This is a genomic window from Prescottella sp. R16, from assembly GCF_030656875.1.
Taxonomy (GTDB): Bacteria; Actinomycetota; Actinomycetes; order Mycobacteriales; family Mycobacteriaceae; genus Prescottella.
In genome coordinates, this window is sequence record NZ_CP130943.1 from 4,466,108 (window position 1) to 4,480,072 (window position 13,965).

12 protein-coding genes are annotated in these 13,965 nt (G+C 68.1%); 5 read left to right on the top strand and 7 right to left on the bottom strand.

The genetic code is table 11. The annotated features are described in order from the left end of the window. Positions 1 to 9 precede the first annotated feature (9 nt). From Q5696_RS20910 to Q5696_RS20940, 7 genes are all read right to left on the bottom strand, one after another. On the bottom strand, positions 10 to 2,217 hold the full coding sequence (locus Q5696_RS20910; protein ID WP_305093153.1) for a transglycosylase domain-containing protein: 2,208 nt from the start codon (positions 2,215 to 2,217) through the stop codon (positions 10 to 12). A gap of 229 nt (positions 2,218 to 2,446) precedes the next feature. Further along, positions 2,447 to 2,638, bottom strand: a complete 192-nt coding sequence (locus Q5696_RS20915) for a hypothetical protein (RefSeq protein WP_305095413.1) — start codon at positions 2,636 to 2,638, stop codon at positions 2,447 to 2,449. 14 nt (positions 2,639 to 2,652) lie between these two features. Then, positions 2,653 to 3,648 (bottom strand): carbohydrate ABC transporter permease, encoded by a 996-nt coding sequence (locus Q5696_RS20920; protein WP_305093154.1) that lies wholly within the window; start codon positions 3,646 to 3,648, stop codon positions 2,653 to 2,655. After that, positions 3,648 to 4,739, bottom strand: coding sequence for a carbohydrate ABC transporter permease (locus Q5696_RS20925; protein ID WP_305093155.1), 1,092 nt, complete (start codon positions 4,737 to 4,739; stop codon positions 3,648 to 3,650). Before Q5696_RS20925 ends, Q5696_RS20920 begins: the two co-directional genes overlap by 1 nt. A gap of 23 nt (positions 4,740 to 4,762) precedes the next feature. After that, positions 4,763 to 6,046: an ABC transporter substrate-binding protein gene (locus Q5696_RS20930; RefSeq protein WP_305093156.1), complete on the bottom strand. Its 1,284-nt coding sequence runs from the start codon at positions 6,044 to 6,046 to the stop codon at positions 4,763 to 4,765. A gap of 144 nt (positions 6,047 to 6,190) precedes the next feature. Beyond that, entirely contained in the window at positions 6,191 to 7,273 is a 1,083-nt protein-coding gene (locus Q5696_RS20935) for an ABC transporter ATP-binding protein (RefSeq protein ID WP_305093157.1), read from the bottom strand. A gap of 129 nt (positions 7,274 to 7,402) precedes the next feature. After that, positions 7,403 to 7,882, bottom strand: coding sequence for a nitroreductase family deazaflavin-dependent oxidoreductase (locus tag Q5696_RS20940; RefSeq protein WP_305093158.1), 480 nt, complete (start codon positions 7,880 to 7,882; stop codon positions 7,403 to 7,405). Between the two features lie 104 nt (positions 7,883 to 7,986). Between Q5696_RS20940 and Q5696_RS20945 the strand changes: the two genes are divergently transcribed. The 5 genes from Q5696_RS20945 to Q5696_RS20965 all read left to right on the top strand — a co-directional run bounded on the left by Q5696_RS20945 (position 7,987) and on the right by Q5696_RS20965 (position 13,925). Continuing rightward, on the top strand, positions 7,987 to 8,310 hold the full coding sequence (locus tag Q5696_RS20945) for a hypothetical protein (protein WP_305093159.1): 324 nt from the start codon (positions 7,987 to 7,989) through the stop codon (positions 8,308 to 8,310). A 70-nt stretch (positions 8,311 to 8,380) separates the two neighbouring features. Further along, on the top strand, positions 8,381 to 9,175 hold the full coding sequence (locus tag Q5696_RS20950; RefSeq protein WP_305093160.1) for an LLM class F420-dependent oxidoreductase: 795 nt from the start codon (positions 8,381 to 8,383) through the stop codon (positions 9,173 to 9,175). Between the two features lie 13 nt (positions 9,176 to 9,188). Continuing rightward, positions 9,189 to 10,982, top strand: a complete 1,794-nt coding sequence (locus tag Q5696_RS20955; protein ID WP_305093161.1) for an ABC transporter substrate-binding protein/permease — start codon at positions 9,189 to 9,191, stop codon at positions 10,980 to 10,982. A 3-nt stretch (positions 10,983 to 10,985) separates the two neighbouring features. Continuing rightward, positions 10,986 to 11,717 (top strand): amino acid ABC transporter ATP-binding protein, encoded by a 732-nt coding sequence (locus tag Q5696_RS20960; RefSeq protein ID WP_305093162.1) that lies wholly within the window; start codon positions 10,986 to 10,988, stop codon positions 11,715 to 11,717. Between the two features lie 114 nt (positions 11,718 to 11,831). Next, positions 11,832 to 13,925: a PhoX family protein gene (locus tag Q5696_RS20965; protein WP_305093163.1), complete on the top strand. Its 2,094-nt coding sequence runs from the start codon at positions 11,832 to 11,834 to the stop codon at positions 13,923 to 13,925. Positions 13,926 to 13,965 lie beyond the last annotated feature (40 nt).

Consider the following 13,965-nt stretch of genomic DNA (forward strand, 5'->3'; position numbering starts at 1 on the left):
GCATCACCGTCACCGCGGCAGCGGGATGGTGATGCCGGGCAGGATCTCGATGCCCGGCGCCGGTGGGGCCGGCGGGGGCGGGGGTGCCGGCAGCTGAGGCGGGGGTGGCAGCGCCGGCAGTTGCGGCGGTTCGATCTGCTGTGGAACAGGATTGGCTTGGACGGCGGCCGGTGGCCCGGTCGAGACAGGCGGTGACCAGTCCGGTTCCTCGGTGTACGTCTGCACGGACCGCTGCCGGGTCGGCGCCGGCTCACTGTACTGCTCCTGCGTGTACTGCCCGCCGCCCCCGGACGACGTGGTGGTGGGCGCCGGCGCCGGGCTTCCCTCCGGTGCGGCGAACTGCTCGTTCCCGGTCCCGGCGAGGGCGCCGTCCATCGTTTCCTTCCAGATGTCCGACGGCAGACCCGACCCGTAGATCAGCCCGCCCCAACTGTTTTCGATGGCCTTCCCGTCGGCGGTACCGACCCACACCGCCGTCGACAGCGACGGCGTGTAGCCGACCATCCACGCATCCTTGTTCTTCCCGGTGTCACCCAACTGCGCGGTCCCGGTCTTCGCGGCCGACACCCGGCCACCGGCGAGGCCGTGTCCGCGCGAGTAGGCGGCGATCGGCGTCATCGCCTGCGTGACCGAGTCCGCGATCGCCGGATCGATCCGCTTCTCACCCTCGGACGGCTGCCGGTCGAGCAGAACCCGGCCGTCGGCGTCGACCACCTTCTGCACGAAGTACGGCGGGTGGAACGTGCCCGACGCCGCGAGCGTCCCGTACGCGGACGCCATGTCGATGGGTCGGGTCTGGTACTGGCCCAGCACGATTCCCGTCTCTGGCGGACCGCCGTTCTGGGTGAGGGTGTCGTGGTCGAGGCCGGGAATCCGCGTCGGGATACCGGCCTGGTGGGCGGCGTCGGCGATCTTCTGCGCGCCGTCCTCCATCGACAGCGTCAACCGGTAGTAACTGGTGTTGAGCGACCGTTTGAGCGCCTCGGACAGACTGCACGTGCCGCAGGTTTCACCCTCGACGTTCCTGATCGTCAGACCACCGACCGTGAGCGGCGCACTGCTGAACGGCGTCGACAACGGAATCTTGTTCTCCAACGCCGCCACCGCCCCGAACACCTTGAACGACGACCCCGTCTGCAGGCCGGCCTGCGCGAAGTCGTAGCCGGCGCCCTCCGTCCCGCCGTAGTAGGCGCGCACCGCACCGGACCGCGGATCGATCGAGACGACCGCCGTGCGCAGTTCGTCGGGCTGACCGCCGAGGGTGCGCCGGACCGCGTCCACCGCCGCCTGCTGTGCCTTCGCGTCGATCGTCGTGGTGATCTGCAGGCCGCCGGTGTTCAGATCCTGCTCGCTGATCCCGGACGCCTCGAGTTCCCGCACCACCTGGGTGCGGATCAACCCCTCCGGACCGGGTGTGACGTCGGGCGGCACCGCCGGCAACACGTCCGGGAACTCGATATCGGCCCGTTCCGCGGCCGCCAGTACCCCCATCTCGACCATGCCGTCGAGCACATAGTTCCAGCGGGCCGTCAGCCCGTCCCGGTTCGTGTCCGGATCCAGTGCGGACGGCGACTGGATCACCGCCGCCAGCACCACACCCTCGGGGAGCGTCAATCGGTCGACGGACTTGCCGAAGAACGCGTGCGACGCGGCGGCGATACCGTACGCACCACGTCCGAAATAGATCGTGTTGAGGTAGGCGGCCAGGATCTCGTCCTTCGACCACTGCCGCGCCATCTTCGCCGACACCACCAGCTCGCGTGCCTTGCGGATCACATTGCGGTCGGTGCCCACGAGCGCGTTCTTCACATACTGCTGCGTGATCGTCGACCCGCCGCCCGCGCTCTCCCGGCCCAGCAGATTGTCGCGTCCGGCACGCAGGAACCCGGAGATCGAATACCCCGGATTGGAGTAGAACTCGCGGTCCTCCGCCGACAGCACCGCATTCCGGACATGACCGGGCACCGCGTCGAGCGGCACCTCCGTCCGATTGCCCTCCGGCGGAATCACCGTCGTCACCACCGTCGACCCGTCGGACGCGAAAAGCGTCGCCACCTGGTTGGGCCGCATCTCGTCGGGACTCGGGACGTCGGCGAGTACGTACGCCATGCCGAGCAGGATCATCGGGACGATCACGACGAGCGCGAGAACACGCAGAATCCGGCGTCGGCGCGGTCGTGAAGGTGTGTGCGGTGGCGCGCTGCTCGTGGAGTTCACGTAGGTAACTTCCGGTCCGCAGTCGGTGACCCGCCCGGTGTCGGTCGGATCCGGTCGTCACCCGATCGTGGCACCTCACGCCGCCGTCGGCACGCCGATCACCACCATTCACCCCGGATCCCGGGACGGACCGGACGTACCCGACACCACCGCGGGCGGTTGCTGTGGCATCGGCCGAGAGACCCGCGCAGCAACAGCCCGCCGCAGCCGCCCGCCTACAACCGGCCGACTACAACCGTCGATGCGCGACGAGCGCCCCGCCGAGCGCCAGCACACATCCGAGCAGCACCAGGGACGCCGTGACCGACGGCTCACCGCGCACGATCGGGACGACCGCCGCGAGGAACGCCATGAACGTGAAGAACCCGAGGATGCCGATGAGCATTTCGAGGGACTGCCGTCCCCGCTGCGGTCTAGACACGTCCGGCCGCCATGTCAGCTCTTCACGCCGCCCGCGGTCAGGCCCGAAACGATGCGCCGCTGGAACAGCAGCACCATGATCACCAGGGGGATGGTGACGAGCGTGCCGGCCGCCATGATCGCCGCGTACGGCTGCTCCCACGAGTTCGCGCCCGCGAACCGGGCGATCGCAACGGTGACCGGTTCGGTGCTCTCCGTCGACAGCAGGCTCGACAGCATGAACTCGTTCCACGTGGCGATGAACGCGAGGATCGCGGTGGTGAACAGGGCGGGCGCGGCCAGCGGCAGGATCACCAGCCGGAACGCCTGGAACCGGGATGCACCGTCGATGCGGGCGGCCTCCTCGAGTTCCCACGGCAGATCCGACAGGAACGAGGTGAGCGTGTAGATCGTCAACGGCAGCACGAACGAGATGTTCGGGATGATCAGCGCCTGGTACTGGCCGATCCAGCCGAAGTCGCCGAACAGTTGGAACAGCGGCGTCATGAGCGCGACGGTCGGGAACATCGACGCGCCCAGAACGATGCCGGTGACGACGAACTTGCCGCGGAACTCGATGCGGGCCAGCGCGTACGCGGCGAACACACCGAGCAGCAGGCCGACGGCCGTCGTCACCACACCGATGATCAGGCTGTTGACGATGGCGCCGAGGAAGTCGTTGCCCTTGTCCGTGGACAGGGCGGCCCGGAAGTTGTCGAGCGTGACGTACGTCGGCCACGGTGTCGTGTCGAAGGTGTGGTCGACGCGCCGGAATGCGGTGACGACCATCCAGTAGAACGGCGCCAGACCCCAGATCAGGATGATCGCGACACCGAGATAGGTGCGGGCCGCCTTGCCGCGGTCGGTGCGCCGGCGCGGCTTGTCGAGGACGGTGGCCCGGTCGGTGTCCGGCGGGGGAGTGAGGACCGCGGTCGCGGTCGGCACCGACGACGTCTGTGTCACCGCATGCGCGTCGTGGACGTCGTAGGCGTCGGGCTCGTCGTACTCGTCGGGCTTGCTGTGGCGTCCCATCAGTGATCCGCTCCCTTCCGCTGCTCGTCCTGGGTACGCACCGCGTTGGCGCCGAGGAACTTCACCATGACGAACGCGACCGCGAAGATCAGTAGGAAGATCAGCGTCGACAGAGCGGACGCGCTCTGGAAGTTGCCCTGCCGGATGTCGGCCATCACCAGGATGGACAGCGTCGTGTTCGGGGTGGCACCGGATGTGCCGGACAGGATCGCGGGCAGGTCGTACATGCGGAGCACATCGAGGGTGCGGAACAGGACCGCGACCATGAGGGCGGGTTTGACCAGCGGCAGCGTGATCTTCGTGAACCGCTGCCATGCGCTCGCGCCGTCGACCTTCGCGGCCTCGTACACGTCCTGCGGGATCATCTGCAGGCCCGCGAGGATGAGCAGCGCCATGAACGGTGTCGTCTTCCACACGTCGGCGATGATGACCGCGAACCTCGACGCCCACGGGTCGGTGGTCCACGCGATGGACGTGCCCATCAGCCGGTTCGCGATGCCGTTCTCGGCGAAGATGAAGAACCACAGCTTCGCGGTGACCGCGGTGGGGATGGCCCACGGGATGAGCACGCTCGCCCGCAGCAGCGACCGGCCCCAGAACGTCTTGCCCATGACGGTGGCCATCCACAGGCCGAGCAGCACCTCGATCGCGACGGTGACGACGGCGAAGAACAGTGTCACCCACAACGCGGGCCAGAAGTCGTGGGAGAGGGTGCCGGGTGGGCACGTGCCCGCACCGGCACCGCAGTCCTGCACGAGCCACTGCAGGTAGTGCTTGAATCCGGCGAACCCACCGTCGGTGAATCGGCCGGTGTCGGGATCGATGCCCTTGTTCGCCTGGAACGACAGGTACACGGCACGGATCACCGGGTACACGATGACGACGGCCAGGATCACCATCGTCGGGGCGATCAGCCAGACCGGCCGGAAGTCGCGCTTACGGCGCGCAGCGACCGTCGGGGATTCGTCGTCGTGACCCGTCCGCGTGGTGCCGGGGCCGGGCCCGGACACGCGACCGCCGTGGTCGGGATCGTCGACCCCGACCACGGCGCGGGCCTCGTCTGCTCGCCGCAGCTCAGCAGAGTCAGCCATCGTGCGTTACCTGATCTCTCGTGTTACTTGGTGGCGTTGGTGATCGCCGCGGCCATGTCGCTGGTCGCCTGGTCGACGGTGACCTTGCCGTTCAGGGCAGCGCTGGCGTTGTCCATGATCGCCTTCGAGACACCCTCGTAGTACGGGGTGACCGGACGCGGCTGCGCGTTCTCGAGCGCCGCCTTCAGCGCCGGCAGGTACGGGTACTTGGCGATCAGGGCCGGGTCGTCGTAGACGGACTTGAGGACCGGCGGGAACGACGCGTCCGCGAACGACATCTGGTTCTCCTCGTTCTGGACGAACGCGACGAAGTCCCGCGCGGTCGCCTTGTTCTTCGAGAAGACGTTGATGCCGTTGTTGAAGCCGCCGACGGTGGAGGCGCCGGGGCCGTTCGGGCCGACGATCGGTGCGACGGCAACCTTGCCCTGCACCTTCGAGCCGTCCTTCTCCGCGTTGTCCCACATGTACGGCCAGTTGTAGGCGTACGCGGACTCGCCGCCGACGAACGCGAGGTTGGTCTCCTCCTCGGTGAACCCGGTGGAGCGCTTCGCGATGACGCCGGACTGGTAGGCGTCGACCAGTGCCTGCAGGCCCGCCTTCGCCTCCGGCGAGGTGACCTCGGGGGTCTTGCCGTCGTCGCCGACGACCGCACCGCCCCACGAGTTGATGAACTGGGTGGTGTTGATGACGAGGCCCTCGTACTGCTTGAGCTGCGTGACCATGCAGTCCGGAACCGTCTTGACCTGCTCGGTGGCGCAGCTCTCGCTCAGCGCGTTCCAGTCGGCGGGCGCCTGCGGAACCAGGTCGGTGCGGTAGTACAGCAGCTGCGCGTTGGTGTTCTGCGGTGCCGCGTACAGCGTGCCGCGGTAGGTCGCGGAGTCGACGGTGGCCGGCAGCAGCGGCTCGGTGTCGATCGCCAGCTCACCCTCGAGCGGCTGCAGCCAGCCGTTCGCGGCGAACTCTGCCGTCCACGGCAGGTCCAGGGCCATCACGTCGTAGTCGGCGTTGCCGGCCTGCAGCGACTGCACGAGCTTGGTGCGCTGATCGTTGGCCTCGCCCGGGAGCTCCTTGAGGGAGACCTGTTCGTTGGGGTGAGTGGCGTTCCACTTGGCGATCACCGGCTGCAGCTTGTCGGTGTCGGTCTTGCCCATCGCGAAGGAGATCGCGCCGCGGCCGTCGAGGTTCTGTGTGACGGCGTCGTCGGTGTTACCGCCGCCCCCGTTGTCGCTCGAGCAGCCGGCGAGCGCGAGCAGCGCGACGGCCGAGGCCGCGACCGCCACCCGCGAACGCGTAGTGAATGAACGCATGGTCCACCTTTCCGATAGACGATCCGGCTCCGACATCGGACGCCGTGTGGCGTCGTGAACGTCGGGCCGAGGCATATGTCGCCGCCTACTTTGGCACGAACAAGGCCCGGTTTCGGTCATTACACCCGGACTGGATCGGTCCGGTCATCCCAGCCGGCGGCCGTCGGTGACGGAGAACAAGTGCACCGACTCCGGATCGACACGCAGCGTGATGTGTTCGCCGGGGCGCGGGGGATTACGCCAGTCGACGCGGGCGACCAGCGGATGCTCCCCGGGGCCGCCCAGCGATGTGCGGCCGTAGACGAACGCGTCGGCGCCGAGTTCCTCCACGACGTCGACGTCCATCGGCAGCCCTTCACCGTTGGGGGCTGGCTCGAGATGCTCGGGCCGGATACCGAGGACGACCTGCCCCTCCGGAATCTCCGCGATGGTTTCACGGGAAACCGGGACGATCGTCTCCCCGAGGACGACACCGCCGTCGGTGACGGGCAGCGTCAGCATGTTCATCGACGGCGACCCCATGAATCCGGCGACGAACTGGTTGGCGGGCCGGTTGTACAGCTCGCGCGGCGGCGCGCACTGCTGCAGGACGCCGTCCGCGAGGACCGCGACCCGGTCGCCCATCGTCATGGCCTCGACCTGGTCGTGGGTGACGTAGACGGTGGTGGTGCCGAGCCGGCGCTGCAGCTGCGCGATCTGGGTGCGGGTCTGCACGCGCAGCTTCGCGTCGAGGTTCGACAGCGGTTCGTCCATGAGGAACACCTGCGGGCTACGGACGATCGCGCGGCCCATCGCCACACGCTGCCGCTGACCGCCGGAGAGTGCCTTGGGTTTGCGATCCAGGTACGGCTCGAGGTCGAGCATCTTCGCCGCCTCCTGCACACGGCGCTTGATCTCGTCCTTCGGTGTCTTCGCGAGTTTCAGAGCGAACCCCATGTTCTCGGCCACCGACATGTGCGGGTACAGCGCATAGTTCTGGAACACCATCGCGATGTCCCGATCCTTCGGCTCCTGGCCGGTGACGTCCCGGTCACCGATGAGGATGCGGCCGTCGTACACCTCTTCGAGGCCCGCGAGCATGCGCAGCGATGTGGACTTGCCGCAGCCCGACGGGCCGACCAGCACGAGGAACTCGCCGTCCTCGATGTGCAGGTCCAGCTTGTCCACCGCAGGAGTGGTCGCGCCCGGAAACAGGCAGGTCGTCTTGTCGAACGTCACCGAAGCCATGAGTGATGCGGTCCCTTCACCGGCAGGAACGTGCCGGACGATCCGAGTAAGGGTGGGCTGGCGGAGACTAGCGCCTGAATGCGTCCGGCGTCACATCGAGGTGATCCGAGCCGGTCCGGGATGTGGTTTCTACCGCACCGGCCGCAACCGCACGAAGTGGATGCGGCGTCCGGCCTCCCGGAAGTCGTCGGCGCTGCCGTCCACCTCGAAACCCATCACCCGGCACAGTCGGATCGCGAGCTTCCGGTGCTCGCTGCCGTAGCGGGCCATGAGCTCGCCCCCGGCCGCGGCATCGAGCAGTTCGGCGTCGACGTCCGCCCGGCGCCGCCCCGACTGCACGTGCGCGCGGGGATGCGCCTCGAGATTCCGGTACCAGTCCGATTTCGTACCGAACCCGGCCGCAACCACCCAGCCGTCGGCGGTGTCGTCGTGGTTGACGACCTCGAGCACCACCTGCCGGGTCTTGCCACTACGGCGGCCCACATGCTCGAGATACAGGAACCGGTGACCCAGCAGTGGCCCGAGATGCCATCGATACAGGGTGATCGGCAGCCGGAACAGCAGACGCTTCACACCGGTCGGCGGGGTCGAGCGCTCGAGGATCCGCATGGGTCCAGTGTGCGCCCGCAGCCCGCCGGACGGGGCCGGTCGGAGGAACGGGCCACACCGAATCACACGTATCGGAATCGAACCGGTCCCGATACCCTCGCCGGATGACTCGAGAGGTTTCCACACCCGGGTGGACTCCGATGCTCGTCGGCATCCTGACCGGCTCGCTCGCGGCGCTGTGGCTCTATCTGCTCACGGTCGGCATACTCCGCGACGTGTGGGGCGTCGCCCCGCATCCGTCCGCCGGCGGCATGTACTGGGTGTGCCTGCTGCTGCCCTTCGCCGCGGGAGTCGCCGCGGCCGCGACGACGCTGGTCTGGCGGCGGGCCCGGCCCACAGCCTGGGCGTTCCTGACCACTTTCGTGGTGCTCGGCATCGGGATGGCCGCGTTCCAGAACTTCCTCGACACGTTCGCCGACCACATGTGACCGATGTTCGGAGGCGGCGGCCCCGCCACGGGTCTACCGTGAGATGCACGTTCGCCGCGAAGGAGGCCCCATGACCCGTCCCGTGCGTATCGGTATCCAGTTGCAGCCGCAGCACACCCCCGATTACGGCATGATCCGCGACGCCGTACTGCGCGCCGAGGACGCCGGCGCCGACGTCGTCTTCAACTGGGACCACTTCTATCCGCTGTACGGCGATCAGGAGGGCGCGCACTTCGAGTGCTGGACGATGTTGGGGGCGTGGGCCGAGCAGACGGAGCGTGTCGAGATCGGCGCGCTGGTGAGCTGCGCCGGTTACCGCAATCCGGACCTGCTGGCGGACATGGCTCGCACGGTCGACCACATCAGTGGCGGCCGGCTGATCCTGGGGATCGGTGCGGGCTGGTTCGAGAAGGACTACGACGCGTACGGCTACGAGTTCGGGACCGCGGGGTCGCGGATCAAGCTGCTGGGGGAGTATCTGCCGCGGATCACGAACCGGCTCGGCACGCTCAATCCTGCTCCGACACGGCATATTCCGTTGCTGATCGGGGGGAGCGGCGAGAAGAAGACGCTGCGTCTGGTCGCCGAGTACGCCGACGTCTGGCACGGGTTCGGTGATCGTGACGAGTTCGTCCGCAGGTCGGCGATCCTCGGCGAGCACTGCGGTGACGTGCAGCGCGACCCGCACGAGATCGAACGCTCCACCTGGTGGCACGGCCCCGATCAGGCGGCCGCGTACGTCGATGCCGGAGTCACCCTGTTCACCGTCAACTCGAGTGGCCCCGACTACGACCTGACCGAACTACGGGAAGCCCTCGCGTGGCGGGACGAGCACACGCCGCCGCAACTGTCCGGGCTCGCCTAGAACGCCGAACACCGTGTCCGCCACCGCCGCTCCCCGAGTCCGCGCGGTGGCGGTCGTGTTCCTCCTGCTGGCGGTCCTGCTGGCGGCCTGTTCGTCGTCGAGGACCACGGCACCCACCGACCTGTGCTCGCCGCCGGGGGTGGACAGCGCGTCGGCACTGCCCGCGAACTTCGACGCCGCGTCCACCGCCGCCACCGAGGACCGGTACACCACCGCGGACACGGTGCCGCTCGGCGACATCGACATCGGCGCGCTCGGTCTCGTCACGCCCGGTGTCCTGACCGTCGGGACGCTGTCGGACGCCCCGCCGAGCATCTGCGTCGACTCGGACAACGTCTTCACCGGCTTCGACAACGACCTGCTGCGCGCGGTCGCCGAGAAGCTGGGGTTGCGAATCCAGTTCGTGGGCACCGAGTTCGCGGGACTGCTCGCGCAGGTCGCCGGACACCGGTTCGACGTCGGATCGTCGTCGATCACCACCACCTCGGCGCGCCGCGACCTGGTCGGGTTCACCAACGGCTACGACTTCGGCTATTTCTCCCTCGTCGTCCCGAACGGCAGTGCGATCCAGGGGTTTCCGGATCTGACGGCGTCGACCCGGATCGGTGTGGTGCAGGGGACGGTGCAGGACGACTACGTCGTGAACACGCTCGGATTGGATCCGGTGAAGTTCCCGGACTACAACACCGCGTACGCGAACCTGAAGACCGGGCAGATCGACGCGTGGGTGGCGCCGTCGCAGCAGGCGCAGGGTGCGATCGCGCCGGGGGATCCGGCGTCGATCGTGGCGAACACGTTCAGCCTCGAGAACTATGTGGGCTGGGCCGTCGCGAAGGATCGTCCGGCGTTGATCGACGCCCTGAACTCCGGCCTCGACGCGGTGATCGCCGACGGGACGTGGGCGCGGCTGTACTCGGACTGGGTGCCGCGCGAGGTGCCGCCGGGATGGAAACCGGGCAGCAAGGCCGCACCGGCCCCCGCTCTGCCCGACTTCGCCGCCATCGCCGCGCAGCAGACCCCGGCGGAGCAGACCACGGCCCAGCCGAAGTCGACGCTGCAACAGTTGAGGGACACGTTCTTCGACTGGGAACTGTACGAGCGGGCGTTCCCGGATCTGCTGCGCACCGGGCTACCGAACACCCTGATCCTGGCCGTGACGTCCGGTGTCGCGGGCACGGTGCTGGGCATGCTGCTCGCTGTCGCCGGCATCTCCCGCACCCGCTGGCTGCGCTGGCCGGCCCGCGTCTACACCGACGTCTTCCGGGGTCTGCCCGCCGTCGTGATCATCCTGCTCGTCGGGCTCGGGGTGGGACCGATCGTCAAGGGGCTCACCGGCAACAACCCGTACTGGCTGGGTGCGGCGGCACTGTCACTGCTCGCGGCCGCCTACATCGGTGAGATCTTCCGCTCCGGTATCCAGAGCGTCGAGCCCGGGCAGATGGAAGCCGCCCGGGCGCTGGGCTTCTCGTATCGGCGGTCGATGGTGCTCGTCGTCGTTCCGCAGGGGGTGCGCCGTGTGCTGCCGGCCCTGATGAACCAGTTCATCTCGCTCGTGAAGGACTCGTCGCTGATCTACTTCCTGGGGTTGCTGGTGACGCAGCGCGAACTGTTCGCTGTCGGCCGCGACCTCAACGCACAGACCGGGAACCTGTCACCGCTCGTCGCGGCCGGACTGTTCTATCTGGCGCTGACGATCCCGCTCACCCATCTGGTCAACTACATCGACCGGCGGATGCGCACCGGCCGCCCGGACACCTCCGGGCCGCTCGACGACCTCGAGCAGGCGATCGTCGTGGAGAGGGGCTGACGCATGACCGAGTCGGTGTCCCTCACCGGAACCGGACTGCACCTCGCGTTCGGATCGAACCGGGTGCTGCGCGGCGTGGATCTGCACGTCGACGCCGGCAAGACCGTCACCGTGATCGGGCCGTCCGGTTCCGGGAAGTCGACGCTGCTGCGCGTCCTCAACCGGCTGCACGAGCCCGACGCCGGCGACGTCCTACTCGACGGCCGGTCGGTGCTGCGCGACGACCCCGACGTGCTGCGGCAGCGGATCGGGATGGTGTTCCAGCATTTCAACCTGTTCCCGCACCGCACGGTCGCCGACAACATCGCGCTCGGGCCCCGCAAACTGAAGAAGCTGTCGAAGGATGCGGCCCGGGCGGTCGCACTCGAACAGCTCGACCTCGTCGGCCTGGCCCACAAGGCCGACGCCCGCCCGTCGACGCTGTCGGGCGGGCAGCAGCAGCGGGTCGCGATCGCTCGCGCCCTGGCGATGGCGCCGCAGGTGATGTTCTTCGACGAGGCGACGTCGGCGCTCGATCCCGAACTCGTCAAGGGGGTGCTGGCGCTCATGGCCGATCTGGCCCGGGGCGGTATGACGATGGTCGTGGTCACCCACGAGATGGGTTTCGCGCGGTCCGTGTCCGACACGGTCGTGTTCATGGATCGCGGTGTCGTCGTCGAGGCGGGTGAGCCGGGGCAGGTGTTCGACGACCCGCGCACCGAGCGGCTGCAGACGTTCCTGTCCGACGTGCTCTGACCGCACCGAATCTCCGACGGCTGTTGGCTGCTCGTTCACCCGGATGTCGCCTCCGTACCGTTCCCGGGTCCTACGGTGCGTCCGTATTGTCGTAGTCGATCTCGGGAGACCTCGGTGAATCTCAAGCCCCTCGCACTGTTCGTCAAGCACGACGGCATGTCGTCGCGTGCTTCGGTCACGTGCCGGTACAAGTGCGGAAACGCCTGCGCGCACAACGTTCCCAACGAGTCGGGCGGTGAGTACTTCGGCGACATCGTGAAGTCGGCGATGACGCGACGCGGTCTGCTGCGGGGCAGCGCGGCGACAGTACTCGCGGTCGGTGCCGGTAGCGTCCTGGCGGCCTGCGGAAACGATACGGCCACCGCCGCACCCGACTCCGTCGACAGTGGTTCGCTCGGCTCCGGCTCGGCCACCGGGTCCGGGGCCCCCGGAACCGTGTTCTCGCCGGTGGCGCCCAACAAACAGGACGCGGTCGTCGTGCCGGAGGGCTACGAGCAGGGTGTGGTGATCCGCTGGGGCGATCCCCTGTTCCCCGACGCGCCGGCGTTCGACTTCGACAACCAGACGGCGGCGGCCGCGGAGAAGCAGTTCGCGTTCAACAACGACTTCGCGGGCCTGCTGCCGATCGAGGGGCAGCCGAACGCATACCTGCTGGTGGTCAACCACGAGTACACCACCGAACCGTCGATGTTCCGCGGCTACGACCCGGAGAATCCCACCGAGGAGCAGGTGCGGATCGGCTGGGCCAACCACGGCCTGTCGGTGGTGCAGGTGGAGGGCGAGGCCGGATCGGGCCGTCTCACACCGAAGTTCGGTCGGTACAACCGGCGCATCACCGCGCTCACCGAGTTCACCGTCACCGGCCCGGCCGCCGGTTCCGATCTGCTCAAGACGGCCGCCGACCCCACCGGCACCCGGGTCGTCGGAACCCTCAACAACTGCGCCGGAGGTGTCACCCCGTGGGGCACGGTGCTCTCCGGCGAGGAGAACTTCAACCAGTACTTCGCGAACACCGACAAGGTCACCGACCCCGTCGCCGCGGCACGGCTGAAGCGCTACGGACTCGAAGGTGAAGCGTCCGAACGGAAGTGGGAGCGTTTCGATTCCCGATTCGACGTGGTTGCCGAACCCAACGAGGCCAACCGGTTCGGCTGGGTCGTCGAGATCGATCCGTGGGATCCGACGTCGACGCCCGTCAAGCACACCGCGATGGGACGTTTCAAGCACGAGGCCGCCACCGTCCACGTCACCGACGACGGCACCGTCGTCGCCTACAGCGGTGACGACGAGCGTTTCGACTACATGTACAAGTTCGTCTCGTCTCGGAAGATGCAGCCGGGCAACAGCAGTGGCGCGATGCGTCACAACATGACGCTCATGGACGCGGGCACGCTGTACGTCGCGAAGCTCACCGGGGACGACCCGGCCGCGATCGACGGCTCCGGGAAGCTTCCGGCGTCCGGCGTGTTCGCCGGAACCGGTCAGTGGATTCCGTTGCTGCGCACCGGGGAAGACGGTCGCGGCGAGTCCCTCGTCGACGGTATGACCGCCGACGAGGTGGCGGTGTTCACCCGACTGGCCGGCGACAAGGTGGGCGCCACCAAGATGGACCGTCCCGAGGACTTCGAACCCAACCCGCACACCGGCAAGGTGTACGTCGCGCTCACCAACAACACCAAGCGCGGCGAGGACGGCAAGGCTGCCGCCGACACCGCCAACCCGCGCAACAACAACAAGAACGGCCAGGTCCTCGAGATCGACGACCAGCACGCGGGCACGTCGTTCACCTGGAACCTGCTGCTGGTGTGTGGCGACCCGGCCACCGCCGACACCTACTTCGGCGGCTTCGACAAGTCGCAGGTCAGCCCCATCTCGTGCCCCGACAACCTGGCGTTCGATCCGCACGGCAACCTGTGGGTCTCCACCGACGGCAACGCCCTGAAGTCCAACGACGGCCTGTTCTCCGTCGTTCTCGAGGGGGATCGTCGCGGCGAGACGAAGCAGTTCCTCACCGTCCCGGTCGGCGCCGAGACCTGCGGTCCGATCGTCGACGAGAAGCGTGTGATCGTGTGTGTCCAGCATCCGGGCGAGACCGACGACGCATCCATCGAGTCGCCCTCGTCGCACTGGCCCGACGGTGGGGACGCCCAGCCGCGGCCGTCCGTCGTGGCGGTGTGGAAGTCCGGTGGCGGCCGCATCGGCCTCTGACCCGCGGTACCGCACCGACGGCCCGAACGGAACTCGTTTC